Raw genomic sequence first — 18075 nt, forward strand, 5'->3', positions numbered from 1 at the left:
CGTGCTTTTGGATGTCAACTGGGCTATGAAGTGGCTGACCCTGTGTGCACAGGCCATGGCGGAACACCGGCTGGAGCTGATTGAACTGGACCGTGCCATCGGCGACTCGGACCATGGTGAAAACATGGACCGGGGATTCCAGGCGGTCCTGGACAAACTGGCTGAAGCTGCCCCGGAGACCCCCGGCGCAGTCCTGAAGCTGACGGCAATGACCCTGATGTCCAAGGTGGGCGGTGCCGCCGGCCCCCTTTACGGCACAGCGTTTCTCCGGGCGGCCACTGCGGTGGGCGATTCGGCGGAGATTGATCCGGCCGCTTGGGCCGATGCCCTGGCTGCCGCCCGGGACGGCATTGTGGCCCGCGGCAAGGCGGAGCCCGGAGACAAAACCATGGTGGACGCCTGGACGCCGGCGGCCGAGGCCGCGAAAGCCGCCGCGGACGAGGCCAGCCCAGAGATCCTCACGGTCCTGGTGGCTGCGGCGGAGGCGGCCGAGGCCGGGGCTGCGGCAACCGATCCGCTGGTGGCGCGGAAGGGCCGCGCGAGTTACCTGGGCGAGCGGAGCATCGGGCACAGGGATCCGGGTGCAGCCTCCAGCGCGCTGATTCTCCGGGCAGCCGTAGGGGCGGCTGCGTGACCGTCAGCATTGTGGTGGTCTCCCATAGCGAAAAGATTGCCGACGGCGCCACGGAACTTGCCGCCCAGATGGCGCCCGACGTCGTCATCCTGGCAGCGGGCGGCACCACCGACGGCAGGATCGGCACCAGCCTGGAAAAAGTGCTGGCCGCCCTGGACCGGGCCGCCGGTGCCGACGGCGCGGTGATCCTCACGGACTTGGGTTCAGCGGTGATGACGGCGGAATCCGCGCTGGAGTTCGCGGACAGTCCGGCCGACATTGTCATTGCCGACGCGCCGCTGGTGGAGGGCCTCGTGGCGGCGTCCGTCGCCGCCCAGGGCGGAGCGGACGTCCACGCGGTCAAGCGCGCCGCCGAGGCTGCAGGTGGCACGGTCCAGGCTCATGACATTCCGCCCCGGCAGGTTGTGGATGAAGTCTCTGGCCAGGGCCCTGAGTGCACCGGTGAGTTTGAGCTGATCAACCAGGCGGGCATGCACGCTCGGCCGGCGGCAAAGATCGCCGGCGGGCTTTCCTCGCTCGATGCCGAAGTCACCATCAACGGGGTGGACGGCGCATCCATGACGTCCCTGATGACGCTGGCCGCCGGCAAAGGATCGTTGCTGCGGGTTGAAGCCCGGGGCGCAGACGCCGAACGTGCGGTGAACTACGTGGGCGGGCTGGTGCAGGCGGGTTTCGGCGAGCCCTAGAAGACCCACCACAGTCCCAATCCCGGCACCGCGGTGTGTTCAGAACTTCATTGGAGGCACCTGCGAATAAGCTCGATGCCATGGAACGGCTCGACCTCGAAGGCAACTCCCCGGAAATCGAAGTGCTGGACGGGCAGATGTCAGTTGAGGAGCTGCTTGCCGACCTTGGCCTGGAGTGGCGGCCTGGATCCGGGGCAGGAAGCCCCGCCCCTTGCAGCGGGAGCAGCTTCAGCCAGCCCGCGTTGTTCTAGGTTCAGATCCGTTCGCGCAGGCCCTGGGCGTCCAGTTCTACGGAAGCGCTGACGAACCTCCCGCACTGCTCACCGAAGGGGTATTCACCCCGGGGGCGGAAATCAAGGGTTCGGACAGGCAGGGCGGACCCGTCGGCGGCGGTTCCGGAAGCAGTTACTGTCATGGGTGATTCCGTCAGGGTTTCCAGCATCAGGCTTCCCACTTTCGTCCCGTCCGGTGATGCTGTTGCCGAGCAAACCCCGTCCGGAGTGCAGCCCTGGTCAATGGAGGCGCTTCCCGGGTGCAGCTCCACACCGGCTTCCTTGCACGCGCCCTCCTGGCACGCCTTCAGGTGCAGGGCCCCGACGTGCGGCGCGTAGTCCGCCGTGACAGTTACGGAAACTGCCGTTGCCTGGGCGATGGCCGGGCAGGGGACCGCACCGGATCCCGGGCCGCACGCGGAGGCAAGGCCCGCCGTCGTGATTAATGCCAGAAGCAGCCCCGGCTTGCGCATACTTCAGCGTAGGACCGGGGCCGAAAAAGAGCCCCGGCCAAGGCAAAAGTGATACCGGCATTGTTATGGTTGCGGCTCGGGTGGCTGCCAGAGGAGATCGAAAAGCCGCTTTAGCCGAGCGGGAAGATGCTGATGAACCAGAACAGGGCGACGGCGAAGACAGCGAAGAACGGGATCAGGCATCCCATGCCGGTCCGCGGGGTCGAGGACACCTGGAGCGACTCGTTGGGGTTTGCCGGGTTGTAGGCCACCTCAATGAGCGAACCGGGAACCGGCTCGGCGGCCAGGGAGATCTCGGACTTGCCCATGAACAGCGTGCCCTGGGAGTCGGTGAACTGATAGGTGGGGAAGAATCGCCGGCTGCGGCTGGAGCCGCCGCCACCGCTTGTCCACCCCGCCACGCTGCCGGTCACTGCTGCCTGCGCCTTCGGCCAGTCCGCCATCAGCTGCTCCTGGCGCCTGGTCTTTCGCATGGCGTGGATAAGTGCGAACACGGCGGCAGCTACGAACAGCGCCCACACGATGTACAGAACAATTCTCATGGCTTCCCCCGGTCCCAGTCACCAAAAGTATGCCATCCACGGTATAGACGCCGCTTCATCAACACATTTGTGGCGGGTCAGGCCGGGAGCTGGTATCCGCCGTCGTGCAGTTCGGCCAGTCCATCGGCGAGCAGCCCAGCCAGCGACCGTTCCAACTGTTCAGGCGGCGGGTTCAGCCGGTGCAGGGCTGCCAGCGGAACTCCGATTCCCTCCGGAGCAAAGCCCAGGTCAGCGGGCTCATTGCTGAACATTTCCGGCGGCACAGGACTTTCCGCCAGGCGCAGCACCGCCACCACGGCTCCCCGGACCTGGCGGTCGGTGCCGTGCCAGGCCTGGCCTTTGGGGACGTACGACGGCGGCGGCTCACCTGCCGCCAGCCAGGCGCAGGAGTCCTTGACCGGGCAGGCAGTGCACTTGGGTGCACGGGCCGTGCACACCACGGCGCCCAGTTCCATGACCGCGGCATTCCAGCCCACGGAGGTGGCATCGTCGTCGGGGAGAAGCGAGGCGGCCAGGCGCATCTCCGCGGCCGTCAACGCCGGGGCAGGAAGCGCGACGCCGGAGACCAGCCGGGCGTGTACGCGGCGGATGTTGGTGTCCACCACCGTCTCCCGGCGGCCGTAGGCGAACGCGGCGACGGCCGCGGCCGTATAACTTCCCACTCCGGGAAGCGCCAGCAGCTCGGCGTAGGTGTCCGGGACCTTTCCGCCGTGGTCCTGGATGATGGCGCCTGCGGCCGCATGCAGCCGCAGGGCGCGGCGGGGATAGCCCAGCCTTCCCCACGAACGGACTGCCTCCCCGGCAGGTTCACCTGCCAGTCCTGCAGGGGTGGGCCAGCGCCTGAGCCATTCGTGCCAGACGGGCAGGACCCGGACCACGGGCGTCTGCTGGAGCATGATTTCACTGACCAGCACGCCCCAGGGGGAGCAGGAGGCTTCACGCCAGGGCAGGTCCCGGGCGGTTTCGGCGAACCAGCCATTGATCCTGGTGTGCAGCTGCTGGAGCTCCGCGCCATTGGCCGGCAGGGCTGCGGGCGCGGCTGGGGAAGGAGTCTTAGTGTCGATCCCAACACTGTAATGGATGTGTTCCGGGAGGCTGAAAACAGGATGTGACCAGAGCGATGACTGCCCGGCGGCGTGGTGGCAGGGCAGATCCGGAGTGCTTCTCTAGCCTAGGAGGATGGGCAGGCAAGGGGATTCACCAGCACGCGGCAAAGCATCGTCATCCGGCTCCAGCAGCGTCCGGAAGCCCAGCCCTGCCGTCTACCGCCGGCGCCGGCTGTTCGCAGGTGGCGCCCTGCTGATGGTCATCGCGCTGGTGGTGAGCGGGTTCGCCCTGGCCGGCGCGTTTTCCGGGTCCGAACAGGCCTCCTCTACGGATCCGGCAAGCAGCCCTGCTCCCTCCCAGCCTCCGACGGCCACGCCCGAGCCGTCTGCTCCCTCGGCCACGCCCACCCCTTCCGCGACACCCGGCTGCAACCAGAACCTGGTGACCGTCTCCGCGTCCACGGACAAAGCTGCGTACGGTCCGGAGGAAAACCCGTTGCTCACCCTGAAGGTGACCAACGGCGGCACCATGCCGTGCGAGGTCAACATCGGAACCTCCCAGATGGAATTCCTGGTCACCAGTGGCCCGGACCGCATCTTCTCGTCCCGGGATTGCCAGGCCACCAGCGAGGACCTGGTGAAGGTCATCGCTCCCGGAGCAAGCGAGACGGCCAACTTTCCGTGGTCGCGGAACCGGACCGTGGAGGGCTGCCAGGCCGTTGAGTCCAAGCCAGGCGGCGGCGGGGCGTACTACATTTTCACTGCAAAGCTCGGCTCGAAGGCCAGTCCCAAGGCTGTCTTCCAGCTGAACTGAGGCTTTTGCCTGGAATTCCAGGCCTTAGAGGAATCGGTCCAGCAGGCTTGCTTCCGCCATGCGGCTGAGGCCTTCGCGGACGGTCCGGGCGCGCTGATCGCCGATGCCGTCCACCGTCATCAGGTCGTCGATGGTGGCGGCCATCAGGAACTGCAGCCCGCCGAAGTGGTCAACAAGGCGGTCTGCGACGGCCTTGGGCACTGCCTTCAGGCCGGACAGCAGGCGGTAACCGCGTGGCTGGACGACGGCGTCGAGGTTGGCTTCACCGCCCGCGAACCCTACGATTCCCGAGATCTTTCCGAGGTCGATCAGCTCGGTGGGTCCGAGGTTCATCAGCTCGCTGACGGCCTTGTCGATGTCCTCGGCGGACGCGTTCGGGCTGGCGTAGTCACGGATGATCACGTCGCTGCCGGGACCGCGGCCCACGGTCAGTTCGTCGAGCTGCAGCGAGAGCAGGCGGCCGTCCTCGCCAAGTTCCAGCACGTACTGGGAAATTTCCTCCGAAATGCGCCGGACCATTTCCTGCCGCTGCAGGGTGACCGCGACGTCGCGGACCGTCACCATCGCCTCGATTTCGAGGGCGGAGAGCGAGCTGGTGACCTGGTCCAGCCGGGAGCGGTAGCGCTCCAGGGTCGCCAGCGCCTGGTTGGCGCGGGCAAGGACCTTTTCCGATCCTTCCAGCACGTGGCGCAGGCCGTTCACGTAAAGGGCGATGATCTGCATGGACTGGCTGACCGAGATGACCGGAACGCCGGTCTGGATGGCCACGCGCTCTGCGGTGCGGTGCCGGGTGCCGGACTCCTGGGTTTCGATGCTGGAATCCGGGACGAGTTGGACGGCGGCACGGAGGATGTTTCCGGCGTCCTTGTCGCAGATGATGGCGCCGTCCATCTTGGCGAGTTCGCGGAGGCGGGTCGGGGAGAAGTCGATGCCGATGTCGAACCCGCCGGAACAGATGGAGTCTATGGTCCGGTCCGAGCCCAGAACAATCAGCGCCCCGGTGCGTCCGCGCAGGATCCGCTCGAGTCCGTCGCGCAGGGGAGTTCCGGGTGCCACCCTGCCCAGAGTTGCCCTGAGTGATTCTTCGGGGCTCCGCGCCATAGGTGTTCCCTTCAAAGGTGCGGACCGCCGCCCGCAAGAATGCCGGCTTTACTGCTTGGCCGGCAGGACCTGAAAGTACTCAGTTTCCCGCAAGCTCAATGATAGGGGTAAGAAACTCCAACTTCCGCACGGGCAAGCCCCAAAGTGGCCCATTAGGGGGTTCCGGGGAAGGTACAGGAAGCGGGTTGAACGGCGGGTTGCCGGGTGGGCACTTTGGCCCACTTTTTCACGCTTGGCATGCCCTCGGTGCTTTGGGCCGCAGTTAGTCCTCGGCAGCGGCAAGCTGGCCGCAGGCCCCGTCGATCTCCTTGCCGCGCGTATCGCGCAGCGTGCAGGGAACCCCCGCGGCGCGGAGCCGCGCGATGAACTCCTGCTCCACCGGCTTGTCCGAGGCGGTCCAGATGGAGCCTGGGGTCGGGTTGAGTGGGATCGGATTCACGTGCACCCAGCCGCGGCCGCGCTGGTTGAGCTTCTTAGCCAGCAGGTCTGCACGCCAGGGGTGGTCGTTCATGTCCTTGATCATCGCGTACTCGATGCTGACCCTGCGGCCCGTCTTGCGGTAGTAGTCGTAGGCCGCGTCGAGCGCTTCGTCCACCTTCCAGCGGTTGTTGACCGGGATCAGTTCGTCGCGGAGCTCGTCGTCGGGAGCGTGCAGGGACAGCGCGAAGGTGACCGGCAGGTCCTCGTCCGCAAGCTTGCGGATGGCGGGGACGAGGCCGACCGTCGAGACAGTGATGTTCCGGGCAGACATGCCCAGGCCCTCGGGCGCGGGGTCCACGAAGCGGTGGAGGGCGGCCATCACGCGCTTGTAGTTGGCCAGCGGCTCGCCCATGCCCATGAAGACGATGTTGCTGACCCGCTCGTCGTCGTGCTCCTTCGGGCCCAGCTCACCGGCTGCTACCACCCGGTTCGCAGCGACAACCTGATCAACGATCTCCGCCGTGGACATGTTGCGGGTAAGCCCGGCCTGGCCGGTAGCGCAGAAGGGGCAGTTCATTCCACAGCCGGCCTGCGAGGAGATGCAGAGAGTAATGCGGCCGGGGTAGCGCATCAGCACGGACTCGACCAGCGCACCATCGAACAGCCGCCAGAGGAACTTGATGGTGTCCCCCTTGTCGCTGCGTTGGCGGCGGACCTCGGTGAGCAGCGGTGGGAACATCTGGGAAACGAGTTCCTCACGGCCGGCCTTGGGCAGGTCGCTCATGGCGTCCGGGTCCACGGTCCAGTGCTGGAAATAGTGCGTGGAGAGCTGCTTCGCCCGGAAGGCAGGAAGGCCAAGCTCCTTCACCTTTGCGCCGCGCTCGGCCAGGTTCAGGTCGGCCAGATGTGTCGGCGGCTGCTTCACCCGCGGGGACGCGAACTGGAGCAGCGGCCTGCCCTCGACGGTACGCGCCTGCTCCCAGCCCTCCGCAGTGGGGCGGACCTGCGGGCGGGTGCTCTCAGTTGCCTCTCGGCTGGCGCGAACGGGAGTATCAGTGGAAGAAGTGGGGGAAGTCATCCCCTCCATCATCCCATGCCGGGTAACCACTGATGGTGCTACTGGAAGGGCTGTGCTAAGTGTTTCCCAGCGGCGTGACGGTCCTCGTACCGCTGTCCCACAACCTGGCATGGGCGCACATGCCCTCCAGCCTCAGGTCCAGCAGGTCCACCGCCTTGCCAAGGAGGTGGTGGGGGACGCGGCGGGCGAGGGTGACGTGGGGTGTCCACGCATCCGGCAGGGTGAGGGGCAGGGCGCCGGCGGCCTCCTTGTGGACGAGGCGGTGCAGTTCCAGAAGCTGCTGCGTCAGCATGATCGACCTCGCGAGGACGTACTTTCCGGGACCCCCGGGAAAGACGAGGGCACCGGAAAACCCGATCCGGACCGGCAGCATCCGCAAAATGTCCTGGACTTCGCCGGAAAGCTGCAGGCCGGGACCAGCTGCAAGGGTGACGTGCGGACGGTTGCTGGGTCCGGTATGTCCCGCCAGGCTCGGCACCCCCGCGTCGGCGAGCGCGGCCCAATCCGACCTGATGCGCGCATCGGTAGCGTCCTCAAACGTCAACTCGATACTGCGCATGCTCCCATCATGCCGCTCGGGTTGATCAGTTTCCTTCCCTGCGGGACTTGGAACTGCCGCAGGAGTTGCCAGGCGTCATCATGCGGCCACGGTAGCGGGCACTCATTTCGCGGCTTTGAACTGCTGGTTTCGGCGGGGTTAGTCGGGCCCCGTGGAATTGCCGTGTTGCGATAAACTGGAACTTGGCTTTCCGCCAGCCCGATTCCCGGCCCCACGGCCGCAGCGCCCGGCGTGCAGTGTCCGTAAGGCGCCTGGGCAGTCCCACCCGCAGCGAAAGTAGCACCGTGTCCCAAGATGTCCTGACCCCCGCCCGGATCTCGGCGATTCACAAAGAGGCAGGCCGCCGTCGGACCTTTGCTGTCATCTCGCACCCCGACGCCGGCAAGTCCACGCTGACCGAGGCGCTTGCCCTGCACGCGAAGGTGATCGGTACCGCCGGTGCCTCCAGCGGCAAGGCCAACCGCAAGGAAACCGTCTCGGACTGGATGCAGATGGAAAAGGACCGCGGCATCTCCATCAGCTCCGCGGCGCTGCAGTTCTCCTACCGGGACACCGTCATCAACCTGCTCGACACCCCCGGCCACGCCGACTTCTCCGAAGACACCTATCGCGTGCTGGCTGCCGTTGACTGCGCCGTGATGCTGGTGGACGCCGCCAAGGGCTTGGAAACCCAGACCATGAAACTGTTCGAGGTCTGCAAGCAGCGCAACCTTCCCATCATCACCGTCATCAACAAGTGGGACCGTCCGGGCCTGGACGCGCTGGCCCTGATGGATGAAATCACCGAGCGCACGGGCCTGCAGCCCATGCCCTTGACCTGGGCCGTGGGCATCTCCGGCGATTTCCGCGGCGTGTGGGACCTCCGCAATGACCGCTTCGCCCGGTTCCAGCGCAACAATGCCGGCGCGCAGATCGCCCTCACGGAATACTTCACCCCGGAGGAAGCGGCAGAGAGCCAGGGCAGCAACTGGACGGACGCCGTGGATGAGGCAGGCCTGGTGATCGAATCGAACCTGGAGTTCGACGTCGACGCCTTCCATGCCGGCAAGGCCACCCCCATCCTGTTCAGCTCCGCCGCGCTCAACTTCGGCGTCAAGGAACTGCTGGACGCGCTGGTGGACTTCGCTCCGCCTGCAGCGCCCCGTCCGGATGTGGACGGCAACCCCCGGGCCGTCGAATCCCCGTTCTCAGGCTTCGTGTTCAAGGTCCAGGCCGGCATGAACAAGGCACACCGCGACCATGTGGCCTTCATCCGCGTCTGCTCCGGCGTCTTCGAACGCGGCATGGTGGTCACCCAGACCCGCACCGGCAAGTCCTTCGCCACCAAGTACGCCCAGCAGGTGTTCGGCCGCGAACGCGAAGTCATCGACGAGGCCTACCCGGGCGACGTCGTGGGCCTGGTCAATGCCTCCTCCCTGCGTGTCGGCGACAGCCTGTTCCTGGAAGATTCCGTGGAATACCCCGCCATCCCGTTGTTCGCCCCCGAGCACTTCCAGGTTGCGCGCTCCAAGGACCCCAGCAAGTTCAAGCAGTTCCGCCGCGGCATTGAGCAGCTGGAGCATGAGGGCGTCATCCAGGTGCTCCGCTCCGACGTCCGCGGTGACCAGGCGCCGGTGCTTGCCGCCGTCGGCCCCATGCAGTTCGAAGTGGTGGAGGACCGCATGGCCCACGACTTCAGTGCCCCCATGCGCCTGGAACGCCTGCCCTACTCGCTGGCCAGGATTTCGACGGCGGATGCCATGCCTGCGCTCGCAAACGTACCGGGCGCCGAGGTGCTTTTGCGGTCCGACGGCGAATACCTCGCCCTGTTCAACGATGTCTGGGCGCTGCGGCGGATCGAAAAGAACCACCCGGACCTCACCCTCATGCCCATCGGCACCCACAACCCAGCGAAGTAGGGCGACATGACTGCATCACAACCACGCGCGCTGGTCACCGGCGTCGGGACCATCAACCCTGTTGGGTCTTCCGTGCCCGAAACCTGGTCCGCCCTTCTGGCGGGCAAGTCCGGCATCGCCGTCCTCAAGGAGGAGTGGGCGGAACAGCTGCCCGTGAAGATGGCCGGACAGGTCAAGGCTGACCTCTCGGAGCACCTCAGCACCCGCGAGATGAAGCGGATGGACCGCTGCGGCCAGCTGGCGCTCATCGCGGCACGGGAAGCGTGGAAACAGGCCGGCGCCCCCGAGGTGGACCCCGAACGCTTCGCCGTAGTCATCGGCTCCGCCTACGGTGGCCTGGGCTCCACCCTGGAACAAGACCGCGCCCTGGCCGAATCCGGTCCCCGCAAGGTCTCGCCCCACACCCTGACCCGCCTCATGGTCAACGGACCCGCTGCCTGGGTGTCCATCGACCTGGGCGCCCGCGGCGGCGCCCGCACGCCGGTCAGCGCCTGCGCTTCCGGAGCCGAAGCCATTGTCCAGGCAGCCGAGATGATCCGCTCCGGCGCTGCCGACATGGTCATTGCCGGCGGTGTTGACGCCTCCGTGAATGACTTGGTGATCACCGGCTTTTCCCAGATCCGTGCACTCTCCACCCGCTCAGATGACCCGCAGCGGGCATCGCGCCCGTTCGACGGCGGCAGGGACGGCTTTGTGCTCTCAGAGGGAGCCGGCGTGGTGGTGCTCGAAAGTGAAGAGCACGCCCGCGCACGCGGCGCAGCAGTGCTCGGAGCCGTGGCCGGGGGAGCGGTAACCTCAGACGCCAACGACATCGTTGCAGCAGATCCCGCCATGCAGCGGCGCGTCATGCAGAAAGCACTGGAGTCGGCCGCGATGGAGCCCGCGGAGATCGGCTTCGTCCACGCCCACGCCACCTCCACGCCCGTTGGGGACCGGCTCGAAGGCCAGGCCATCAACGCAATCTTCGGTGCCGACGTGCCCGTGACCTCCACCAAGGGACACACCGGCCACCTGCTGGGCGGGGCCGGTGCGCTGGCCGCAGTGGTGGTCCTCGAGGCCCTGCGCACCGGGCAGCTCCCCGGCACCCTGAACGTCGACGCACAGGACCCCGAAGTGGACCTCAACGTGGTCACCGAGCACGCGCACGCCTTGCCTGCGGGGCACTCCCGGGCAGGGCTGGTGAACGCGTTCGGCTTTGGTGGACACAGCGTTGCTTTGGTGATCACCGGCGAGTAGCCCTCGGCCGTGTAAGCAGAAGAAAGCCAGCCCCAGGGGTAGTCATGAAACCCCGCGGACATGCCGGGCCAGGGCATCAAGGACCGGCAGCTGGCCTTTCACCAGCTTGAGCCTTGCCTCCCGTTCAGAAAACCAGCGCGCGTCGTCAATTTCGGGGTAGTGCTGGATTTTGCCGGACCCCTTGGGCCACTCGAGCGGGAAGGTATTGCTGACGATCCATTCGGGCAGGAAGTCCTGCTCCGCCGCGTAGACAGTGATGATCTTTCGGGACGGTTGGCGGAATTCGCCGAGGTGAAGGTAGTCGGCGGCCGGTGCGGGAGTCCCCATCTCCTCGGAGAATTCGCGGAGTGCGGCCGCCAGCGGATCTTCGTCCTCCCTGTACTCGCCTTTCGGAATGGACCAGGCGTGGGCATCCTTGCGGGCCCAGAACGGCCCGCCCATGTGCGCAATCCACACCTCCAGCCCGTCCGGTTCAGCGGACACGTTTCCCGCGTGCTGCCTGCTGACAGTCGCTGACGTACTGCCGGTTCCCAGCCTGTACAGAAGGATTCCTGCACTTCGAACCGGCATATGTCCTCCACTTTCAGCCGCATTTCAAAAGAATTGATTTCGCCGTCCCGCGTTAACCCGCAGTTCACGGCACTGCTTTAGGTTATTCCTTCAGGCACTTTGCTCGAAGGGACCCGTCATGGCCAATATTGCTGAGGTTTTGGGGCGGCTGACGCCGGAAGAACTTGATGAGCTTCGCAGCCTTGGCCCGCAGGGCCACCTGCCCAGGCACCTGCTGGATGCCTTGGACCGGGCGGCCGGCGGTCCCGGCTCCGGGCGCGGGTACTACGTCCCCACGGGAAACGTGAGTGCCACGGGAGGCCCGCTGCTGGCGCTGCGCAGCGACGTGTCCGGCTGGCTCTTCAACTCCCACCGGGACGAACCGGGCCAGCTGCCGCGGCACCCGTAGGGCCCGGGCCCCGCGGTCAGCGCACGCTGTCAATCAGGCCGGTGCTAGCCAATCAACAGGCTCAGCGCTTCCGTCAGGTGCTCCACTTCCCGGACCGAAAAACCGGCGGGCACGGGCCCCGGTCCTGTGTGGCTGGCCGGGACCACGGCGTGGGTGAAACCGAGCCGGTGGGCTTCCTGGATGCGCTGGTTAATGCCGGGCACCGGCCGGACCTCGCCCGCCAGCCCCACCTCACCGAAGGCAATCAGCCGGATAGGCAGCGGTTTGCGCGCCTTGGCTGACGCGACGGCCAGGGCAACTGCAAGGTCCGTGGCTGGCTCACTAAGCTTCACCCCACCCACGGTGGCCACGTACGAGTCGTCCTTGTGCAGCAGGGTTCCGGCACGCTGCTGCAAAACGGCCAGCAGCATGGAGACCCGGGAACTGTCCAGGCCGCTGGTGGCCCGACGCGGCTGCGAGTTGGGGCTCTCGGCGAGCAGCGCCTGCACTTCCGCAAGCAGCGGCCGCCGGCCTTCCATGGTGACAGTGATGCAGGTCCCGGAGACCGGATCCTTGGTGCGGCTGACGAACAGCCCGCTGGGATCTGCCAGCCCTTCAATGCCGTTCTCGTTCAGGTCGAAGCAACCCACATCATCGGTGGGGCCGTAACGGTTCTTGACGGCACGGAGCAGCCGCAGCCGGGAATGCCGTTCACCCTCGAACTGGCACACCACGTCCACCAGGTGTTCCAGCAGACGGGGGCCGGCGATGGAGCCGTCCTTGGTCACGTGGCCCACCAGCAGCGTGGTCATGTTCCGGCGCTTGGCTGCGGCGATGATGGATGCCGCCACTTCGCGGACCTGGGAAACGCCTCCTGCACTTCCGTCCACGTCAGCGCTGCTAAGGGTCTGGACCGAGTCCACGATCAGGAGCCGCGGCTCGATCTTTTCCACCTGCCCCAGCGCCTGGCCCAGGTCCGTTTCTGCGGACAGGTACAGGGACTCCGCGACGGCGTCGATCCGCTCCGCGCGCAGCTTCACCTGGGCTGCAGATTCCTCACCGGTCACATACAGCACGTCCTGGGCTGTCCGGGCGAACTTGGCGGCCACGTCCAGCAGGAGGGTGGATTTGCCGACACCGGGCTCCCCGGCGAGCAGGATCACAGCCCCCGGAATCAGTCCGCCGCCCAGCACCCGGTCCAGTTCGTCCACGCCGGTGGGCAGGAAGGCGGCCGTGGTGGCGTCCACCTCGGCAATCCGGCGGGCCGGCTCCACAACTGTTGTTGCCGCCGTCGTGCGCGCAACAGCGGTGCCGGTTTCCTCAACGGTGCCCCAGGCCTGGCACTCGCCGCAGCGCCCCACCCACTTGACGGTGGTCCAGCCGCACTCAGCGCACTTGTAGGCGGGCGCCTTGGAGGTCCGGGATGTCTTTGTTGCCATGCGTTCAACCCTAGCGGCGGGCACTGACATTCCTCCCCACCCGCACCCTAACCTCGCAAGCTCGGCCAGGGAATCCTGCGGGCGTGGGCCCAGTCCGCCGCAGCCAAGCCCATCGCCTGCGGGAAGGATTTGCACGTGGCCCGCATGGCTGACGACCTTCGCCGCCGGGAGATCAACAAACCCGCCTAGACACTGCGGGCGCAAGCTCCGCCGCAAACTTATAGCGCCGGCAGCACGTCCCGCGCTTCGCGGGCATCCATGCCGGTGGCTTCCAGCAGGTCCACCATCAGCGGCCGGTACAGCATTACCACGGTTTCGCCTTCCAGCCGCTGCACCTCCAGCAGCTTGGGATGCAGCCGGAGCGCGATCTCGCTGAAGTCCCGGCGGGCCGTGCGCAGGTGCGCGCGGCGGACGCCGTCGTGCGTTTCCGCCAACCCAAGTGACAGCTCATCAATCGCGGCAGCGGTCTCCTGCAGCACCTCAGCAATGTTCCCGGTGGCCTCGTCCGAGAGCGCGGCATGGTTGATGGCGCTGGTCAGGCGGCGGGCAAAAACCCTGCTGTTCCTCAGCGCCAGGTCAATGAAGTCGAGCGATTGTTTTAGCCGGTCGAGTTCGTCGCGGTGCCGCCGGTAGGCGGGGGCCAGGGTGGCCACCTCGCCCGAAGCGCGGAGGGACTGGCGCATGCCGTCCACCAGGGGCTGGCAGTTCCTGCCGCGGATGAGCGCGTGCCAGGCCTGGGTGGAATCACTGGTGGTCAATGCCGTTGCGCATTCACGCAGCACTTCGGCCAGCTCGTGGAGCAGCTTCTGGACGTCCCTGCGCGGTTCCCGGCGCGGATCCTTGGGGACAAGGATGGTCACCAGCAGCGCGAACAGCCCGCCGATGATGGCATCGATACTTCGGGTGAACGGACCGCCGGCCGGCGCCGGGAGCAGGACCACCAGCAGCGACTGCAGCCCCAGTTGGGTGGTGAAGATGGTGCCGCTGTCCAGGAAGCGGGCCAGCAGGATGGAGAAAAGAAGTACGACGGCGGCCTGCCAGATCCCGCTGCCCAGCCAGTGGAGGAGCAAATCACCCACGGCAATGCCGATAGTGCAGCCCAGGCCCACCTCCACCACCCGCCGCAGCCGGGGTTCATGGGAGAAACCCAAGGCAATGAGGGACGAGGTGGCCGCGAACAGTGGCCCGGAGTGGCCCAGCACGTATTCAGCGAAGGCGTACGCGCCCACTGCACACACCGTCATCTGGATGGCGGGAACAAGGGAATTCCGGCTGCGGATCAGCCCTGTACGGATACGGCCGCGCAGGAATCGCCTGCCTGCTGAAAGTCCTGCTGCGGGAGCCATGCCGACCAGTCTATTTGTTGCCCGCTCCCTTCCGGGCAGCCGGTAATTTGCTGCCGGCGCATTAGGGCCGGAGATGTGACCTGCGCAATGGGAACCCGGCAGTTGTAAGCGAAAGGTCCGTCGTCGTTAATGTTCCGTTCACCTTCGGCAGGGCATCCCGTTACCTGAAGCCCATAACTTCGTTGAAGGTACAAAAAGTACGCATCGCGCTGCAGGGTTCTCCGTCCCTGTCCCGCACCTGAATAACCCTGGAAGGGGTACATCTAGTGAAGGCACTCCGCTTCGGCCGCCACGCGGCTATCGCTGTTATCGCAGCCGGCGCACTCGCGCTTACCTCCTGCGGTTCAGACAACGCCACGAACACCGCCCCCGCCGGCGACCAGACTGCCGGTGGCTCGAAGGTCACCGGCACGCTGACCGGCATCGGTTCCTCCGCGCAGGGCGCGGCAATGGACGCCTGGAAGACCGAATTCGCCGCTGCCAACCAGGGCGCCACCGTGCAGTACTCCCCGGATGGCTCCGGTGCAGGCCGCAAGGCCCTCCTGGACGGATCCGCCCAGTTTGCCGGCTCCGACGCGTACCTGAAGGATGAGGAATACGCTACTTCCCAGGAAGTGTGCGGCCCGGAAGGCGCCATCAACATTCCGGTATACATCTCCCCGATCGCCGTCGCTTTCAACCTCCCCGAAGTCAAGGACCTGAAGCTGGACGCAGCAACAGTGGCCAAGATCTTCCGTGGTGAAATCGCCAACTGGAATGATCCTGCTATCGCCGCCCTGAACGAGGGTGTGGAACTCCCGGACCTTAAGGTCACCCCGGTGAACCGCTCCGACGATTCCGGTACCACCACCAACTTCACTGAGTACCTGGCCGCAGCCGCCCCCGAGGTCTGGACGGACAAGGCCTCCGGCGTATGGCCGGCCAGCCTCCAGGGCGAGAACGCCAAGGGCACCTCCGGCGTGGTCAAGACGGTTACCGACACGCCGGGCGCCATTACCTACGCTGATGACTCGGCCGTAGCCGGTTCGCTGGGCGTCGCGCAGATCAAGGTCGGTGAAACCTTCACCAAGATCTCCGCCGAGGCAGCCGCCAAGGCTGTTGACGCCGGCACTCCGGTTGAAGGCCGTTCCGCCAATGACCTGTCCATCAAGCTGGACCGCACGACCACCAATGAGGGTGCTTACCCGATCGTCCTGGTGTCGTTCCACATCGTGTGCTCAACCTACGACAACCAGGAGACCGTTGACCTGGTCAAGGCCTTCGAGAACTACGTGGTATCCGAGGAAGGCCAGCAGGCCGCCGCGGATTCCGCCAAGTCCGCCCCGCTCTCCTCTGAGCTGGCTGAAAAGGCAACCGAGGCCATCGAGTCCATCAAGGTAAAGTCCTAATTACCGCACCAAAACCGAAGTTCCCCGCCTGCCGAAAGGCAGTGCGGGGAACTTCGGTTTGGATGCAGCAACTTTCAGTGTCAGTAAACGATCGAAGGGCCGTCGAATGACCGCCACCCTCTTGACCAGTAATCGGGGCGTCGCCCGCACCGGAGATAAGATTTTTTCCGGTGCAGCACTGGCCGCCGGTTGCCTCATCCTCGCCGTCCTCTTCGGCGTTGCACTGTTCCTGGTGGTCCAGGCAATTCCGGCCCTGACCGCACCTGCCTCAGAGATCCAGGGCGGCAAAGGCTTTTTCGCCTACATCTGGCCCATTGTGATCGGCACACTCATCGCGGCTGTCATAGCCCTGGTGATCGCCACACCGATTGCCATCGGTGTGGCGCTGTTTATCTCGCACTTCGCGCCGCGCCGCCTGGCTTCCGGCCTGGGTTACGTGATTGACCTGCTTGCAGCCATCCCCTCCGTGATCTACGGGGCCTGGGGTGCTGCATTCCTGGCCAAGGAAATCTCGCCGGCCTACATCTGGCTCGCTGGGAACATGGGCTGGCTGCCCATTTTCCAGGGCCCGGCGTCGGCTACCGGCAAGACCATCCTGACCGCGGGCATCGTCCTGTCCGTCATGGTGCTGCCCATCATCACTTCCCTCTCCCGGGAGATCTTCCTGCAGACTCCCAAGCTGCATGAGGAAGCCGCGCTTGCGCTCGGCGCCACCCGCTGGGAAATGATCAAGATGTCCGTCCTGCCCTTCGCCCGGCCCGGCATCATCAGCGCCGTCATGCTGGGCCTCGGCCGCGCACTCGGCGAGACCATGGCCGTGGCACTGGTGCTCTCCTCGGGCGCCCTGACCGCCAGCCTGATCCAGTCCGGCAACCAGACCATCGCCGCCGAGATTGCCCTGAACTTCCCTGAGGCAAGCGGCCTCAAGGTCAGCACCTTGATCGCTGCCGGCCTGGTCCTGTTCGTCATCACCCTGGCCGTCAACATGGTCGCGCGCTGGATCATTACCCGGCACAAAGAATTCTCGGGAGCCAACTAAATGACGTCCACGCTTACCCCGGTGCGCAGCAAGCGCTCCGCACTCACCAAGGGCCAGCTGCCCAAGTACGCGCCGTACATCGTTCTGGCCGCAGCCTTGATTGTCGGTGCTGCCATCCTGGCACTGATGGGCTTCAACGCCTTCGGCTGGGGCATTGTCTCGGCGTTGCTGTTCGCCGTCGGCCTCGTGTCCTGGAGCGCGGCGGTGGAAGGTTCCCGCAAGGCCAAGGACAGGCTCGCAACCTGCCTGGTGGTGGGATCCTTCCTGGTTGCACTGCTCCCTCTGATCTCAGTGATCTGGACCGTGCTGGTCAACGGCGTGCCCGGACTCGTGAACCCCGGGTTCCTCACCAATTCCATGAACGGCGTGACGGGCGTCTACGACAACCGGGCAGTTGAGGAAGGTGCGCCGGTGCTGGGCGGCATCTACCACGCCCTGCTGGGCACCGTGCAGATCACCTTGCTGGCCACCGCTATCTCCGTACCCGTGGGACTGCTCACGGCCATCTACCTCGTGGAGTACGGAAACGACGGCCGGCTGGCCAGGGCCATCACCTTCTTCGTGGACGTCATGACGGGCATCCCGTCCATCGTCGCCGGCCTGTTCGCCGCGGCCTTCTTCTTCGCCGTGGTGGGGCCGGGCACCAAAACCGGCGCCGTGGCCGCCGTCGCGCTTTCCGTGCTCATGATCCCTGTGGTGGTGCGGTCCAGCGAGGAAATGCTGAAGATCGTTCCCAACGAGCTGCGCGAGGCGGCGTACGCGCTGGGCGTGCGCAAGTGGCGGACCATCGTGAAGGTGGTCATCCCGACGGCGATTTCCGGCATCGCATCCGGCGTTACCTTGGCTATCGCCCGGGTAATCGGCGAAACGGCTCCCATCCTGGTCACAGCAGGCTTTGCCACCAGCATCAACTCCAACGTGTTCAGCGGCTGGATGGCGTCACTGCCCACGTTCATCTACACCCAGATCCTGAACCCCACCTCGCCGGCCAACCCGGACCCGTCCTCCCAGCGTGCCTGGGGTGCGGCCCTGGTGCTGATCATCCTGGTGATGATCCTCAACCTGGGGGCCCGGCTGATCGCCCGCGTCTTCGCTCCCAAAGCCGGCCGCTGACCCCGGCTCCGGCTGCAGCCCCTACCGGTTCTTCCGCCCGGTACCTAAACTTCA

19 protein-coding genes are annotated in these 18075 nt (G+C 66.0%); 10 read left to right on the forward strand and 9 right to left on the reverse strand.

Annotated elements, in window-relative coordinates:
• The first annotated feature begins 1 nt into the window (after position 1).
• The 3 genes from dhaL (at position 2) to NXY83_RS02270 (ending at position 1571) form a co-directional block, all read left to right on the forward strand.
• Positions 2 to 634 carry a dihydroxyacetone kinase subunit DhaL gene (gene dhaL / locus NXY83_RS02260; protein ID WP_258804498.1) on the forward strand — a complete coding sequence of 211 codons (633 nt, stop codon included), beginning with the start codon at positions 2 to 4 and terminating at the stop codon, positions 632 to 634.
• Complete coding sequence (gene dhaM / locus NXY83_RS02265; protein ID WP_258804499.1) at positions 631 to 1320, forward strand: dihydroxyacetone kinase phosphoryl donor subunit DhaM; 690 nt, start codon at positions 631 to 633, stop codon at positions 1318 to 1320. Before dhaL ends, dhaM begins: the two co-directional genes overlap by 4 nt.
• 80 nt (positions 1321 to 1400) lie before the next feature.
• Positions 1401 to 1571 (forward strand): hypothetical protein, encoded by a 171-nt coding sequence (locus tag NXY83_RS02270; protein WP_258804500.1) that lies wholly within the window; start codon positions 1401 to 1403, stop codon positions 1569 to 1571.
• Positions 1572 to 1573: 2 nt separating this feature from the next.
• Here the strand turns inward: NXY83_RS02270 and NXY83_RS02275 are convergent, their stop codons facing one another.
• The 3 genes from NXY83_RS02275 to NXY83_RS02285 all read right to left on the reverse strand — a co-directional run bounded on the left by NXY83_RS02275 (position 1574) and on the right by NXY83_RS02285 (position 3503).
• Positions 1574 to 2065: a hypothetical protein gene (locus NXY83_RS02275; RefSeq protein ID WP_258804501.1), complete on the reverse strand. Its 492-nt coding sequence runs from the start codon at positions 2063 to 2065 to the stop codon at positions 1574 to 1576.
• A 110-nt stretch (positions 2066 to 2175) separates the two neighbouring features.
• A complete protein-coding gene (locus NXY83_RS02280) occupies positions 2176 to 2607 on the reverse strand; it encodes a DUF3592 domain-containing protein (RefSeq protein ID WP_258804502.1) in 432 nt (143 codons plus the stop codon).
• A 77-nt stretch (positions 2608 to 2684) separates the two neighbouring features.
• The gene (locus tag NXY83_RS02285) at positions 2685 to 3503 is read right to left on the reverse strand and encodes an A/G-specific adenine glycosylase (RefSeq protein ID WP_309484116.1); all 819 of its coding nucleotides are present in this window, start codon (positions 3501 to 3503) and stop codon (positions 2685 to 2687) included.
• 283 nt (positions 3504 to 3786) lie between these two features.
• Between NXY83_RS02285 and NXY83_RS02290 the strand changes: the two genes are divergently transcribed.
• The gene (locus NXY83_RS02290; protein ID WP_258804503.1) at positions 3787 to 4467 is read left to right on the forward strand and encodes a hypothetical protein; all 681 of its coding nucleotides are present in this window, start codon (positions 3787 to 3789) and stop codon (positions 4465 to 4467) included.
• Between the two features lie 24 nt (positions 4468 to 4491).
• On the opposite strand, the gene disA is transcribed toward NXY83_RS02290, so the two are convergent.
• The 3 genes from disA to NXY83_RS02305 form a co-directional block, all read right to left on the reverse strand.
• Positions 4492 to 5568, reverse strand: coding sequence for a DNA integrity scanning diadenylate cyclase DisA (gene disA / locus NXY83_RS02295; protein ID WP_258804504.1), 1077 nt, complete (start codon positions 5566 to 5568; stop codon positions 4492 to 4494).
• Between the two features lie 262 nt (positions 5569 to 5830).
• A complete protein-coding gene (rlmN, locus tag NXY83_RS02300; protein ID WP_258804505.1) occupies positions 5831 to 7066 on the reverse strand; it encodes a 23S rRNA (adenine(2503)-C(2))-methyltransferase RlmN in 1236 nt (411 codons plus the stop codon).
• 55 nt (positions 7067 to 7121) lie between these two features.
• Positions 7122 to 7625, reverse strand: a complete 504-nt coding sequence (locus tag NXY83_RS02305) for a 2'-5' RNA ligase family protein (protein ID WP_258804506.1) — start codon at positions 7623 to 7625, stop codon at positions 7122 to 7124.
• Positions 7626 to 7909: 284 nt separating this feature from the next.
• Here NXY83_RS02305 and NXY83_RS02310 point away from each other — a divergent pair, with 284 nt between their 5' ends.
• Both NXY83_RS02310 and NXY83_RS02315 read left to right on the forward strand, forming a co-directional pair.
• Positions 7910 to 9523, forward strand: coding sequence for a peptide chain release factor 3 (locus NXY83_RS02310; RefSeq protein ID WP_258804507.1), 1614 nt, complete (start codon positions 7910 to 7912; stop codon positions 9521 to 9523).
• Between the two features lie 6 nt (positions 9524 to 9529).
• Positions 9530 to 10759: a beta-ketoacyl-[acyl-carrier-protein] synthase family protein gene (locus NXY83_RS02315; RefSeq protein ID WP_258804508.1), complete on the forward strand. Its 1230-nt coding sequence runs from the start codon at positions 9530 to 9532 to the stop codon at positions 10757 to 10759.
• Positions 10760 to 10801: 42 nt separating this feature from the next.
• Here NXY83_RS02315 and NXY83_RS02320 read toward each other — a convergent pair whose 3' ends face one another.
• The gene (locus tag NXY83_RS02320; RefSeq protein WP_258804509.1) at positions 10802 to 11329 is read right to left on the reverse strand and encodes an NUDIX domain-containing protein; all 528 of its coding nucleotides are present in this window, start codon (positions 11327 to 11329) and stop codon (positions 10802 to 10804) included.
• A 118-nt stretch (positions 11330 to 11447) separates the two neighbouring features.
• Between NXY83_RS02320 and NXY83_RS02325 the strand changes: the two genes are divergently transcribed.
• Positions 11448 to 11717: a hypothetical protein gene (locus NXY83_RS02325; RefSeq protein WP_258804510.1), complete on the forward strand. Its 270-nt coding sequence runs from the start codon at positions 11448 to 11450 to the stop codon at positions 11715 to 11717.
• A gap of 44 nt (positions 11718 to 11761) precedes the next feature.
• Here NXY83_RS02325 and radA read toward each other — a convergent pair whose 3' ends face one another.
• The gene (gene radA / locus NXY83_RS02330) at positions 11762 to 13135 is read right to left on the reverse strand and encodes a DNA repair protein RadA (RefSeq protein WP_258804511.1); all 1374 of its coding nucleotides are present in this window, start codon (positions 13133 to 13135) and stop codon (positions 11762 to 11764) included.
• Between the two features lie 218 nt (positions 13136 to 13353).
• Positions 13354 to 14481, reverse strand: a complete 1128-nt coding sequence (locus NXY83_RS02335; protein WP_258804512.1) for an FUSC family protein — start codon at positions 14479 to 14481, stop codon at positions 13354 to 13356.
• Positions 14482 to 14747: 266 nt separating this feature from the next.
• Between NXY83_RS02335 and pstS the strand changes: the two genes are divergently transcribed.
• The 3 genes from pstS (at position 14748) to pstA (ending at position 18021) form a co-directional block, all read left to right on the forward strand.
• Positions 14748 to 15869 (forward strand): phosphate ABC transporter substrate-binding protein PstS, encoded by a 1122-nt coding sequence (pstS, locus tag NXY83_RS02340; protein ID WP_258804513.1) that lies wholly within the window; start codon positions 14748 to 14750, stop codon positions 15867 to 15869.
• Positions 15870 to 15975: 106 nt separating this feature from the next.
• Positions 15976 to 16908, forward strand: a complete 933-nt coding sequence (gene pstC, locus NXY83_RS02345) for a phosphate ABC transporter permease subunit PstC (protein ID WP_258804514.1) — start codon at positions 15976 to 15978, stop codon at positions 16906 to 16908.
• Complete coding sequence (gene pstA, locus NXY83_RS02350; protein ID WP_258804515.1) at positions 16909 to 18021, forward strand: phosphate ABC transporter permease PstA; 1113 nt, start codon at positions 16909 to 16911, stop codon at positions 18019 to 18021.
• Positions 18022 to 18075 lie beyond the last annotated feature (54 nt).

It is taken from the genome of Pseudarthrobacter sp. NS4 (genome assembly GCF_024758005.1).
GTDB lineage: Bacteria > Actinomycetota > Actinomycetes > Actinomycetales > Micrococcaceae > Arthrobacter.

Coding starts and splice junctions, on each gene's coding strand:
- disA (WP_258804504.1), bottom strand. CDS start 5,568: ATGGCGCGGAGCCCCGAAGAATCACTCAGGGCAACTCTGGGCAGGGTG.
- NXY83_RS02335 (WP_258804512.1), bottom strand. CDS start 14,481: ATGGCTCCCGCAGCAGGACTTTCAGCAGGCAGGCGATTCCTGCGCGGC.
- pstA (WP_258804515.1), top strand. CDS start 16,909: ATGACGTCCACGCTTACCCCGGTGCGCAGCAAGCGCTCCGCACTCACC.
- NXY83_RS02275 (WP_258804501.1), bottom strand. CDS start 2,065: ATGCGCAAGCCGGGGCTGCTTCTGGCATTAATCACGACGGCGGGCCTT.
- NXY83_RS02285 (WP_309484116.1), bottom strand. CDS start 3,503: ATGCTCCAGCAGACGCCCGTGGTCCGGGTCCTGCCCGTCTGGCACGAA.
- NXY83_RS02280 (WP_258804502.1), bottom strand. CDS start 2,607: ATGAGAATTGTTCTGTACATCGTGTGGGCGCTGTTCGTAGCTGCCGCC.
- NXY83_RS02325 (WP_258804510.1), top strand. CDS start 11,448: ATGGCCAATATTGCTGAGGTTTTGGGGCGGCTGACGCCGGAAGAACTT.
- radA (WP_258804511.1), bottom strand. CDS start 13,135: ATGGCAACAAAGACATCCCGGACCTCCAAGGCGCCCGCCTACAAGTGC.
- NXY83_RS02305 (WP_258804506.1), bottom strand. CDS start 7,625: ATGCGCAGTATCGAGTTGACGTTTGAGGACGCTACCGATGCGCGCATC.
- NXY83_RS02320 (WP_258804509.1), bottom strand. CDS start 11,329: ATGCCGGTTCGAAGTGCAGGAATCCTTCTGTACAGGCTGGGAACCGGC.
- NXY83_RS02290 (WP_258804503.1), top strand. CDS start 3,787: ATGGGCAGGCAAGGGGATTCACCAGCACGCGGCAAAGCATCGTCATCC.
- NXY83_RS02315 (WP_258804508.1), top strand. CDS start 9,530: ATGACTGCATCACAACCACGCGCGCTGGTCACCGGCGTCGGGACCATC.
- NXY83_RS02270 (WP_258804500.1), top strand. CDS start 1,401: ATGGAACGGCTCGACCTCGAAGGCAACTCCCCGGAAATCGAAGTGCTG.
- rlmN (WP_258804505.1), bottom strand. CDS start 7,066: ATGACTTCCCCCACTTCTTCCACTGATACTCCCGTTCGCGCCAGCCGA.
- pstC (WP_258804514.1), top strand. CDS start 15,976: ATGACCGCCACCCTCTTGACCAGTAATCGGGGCGTCGCCCGCACCGGA.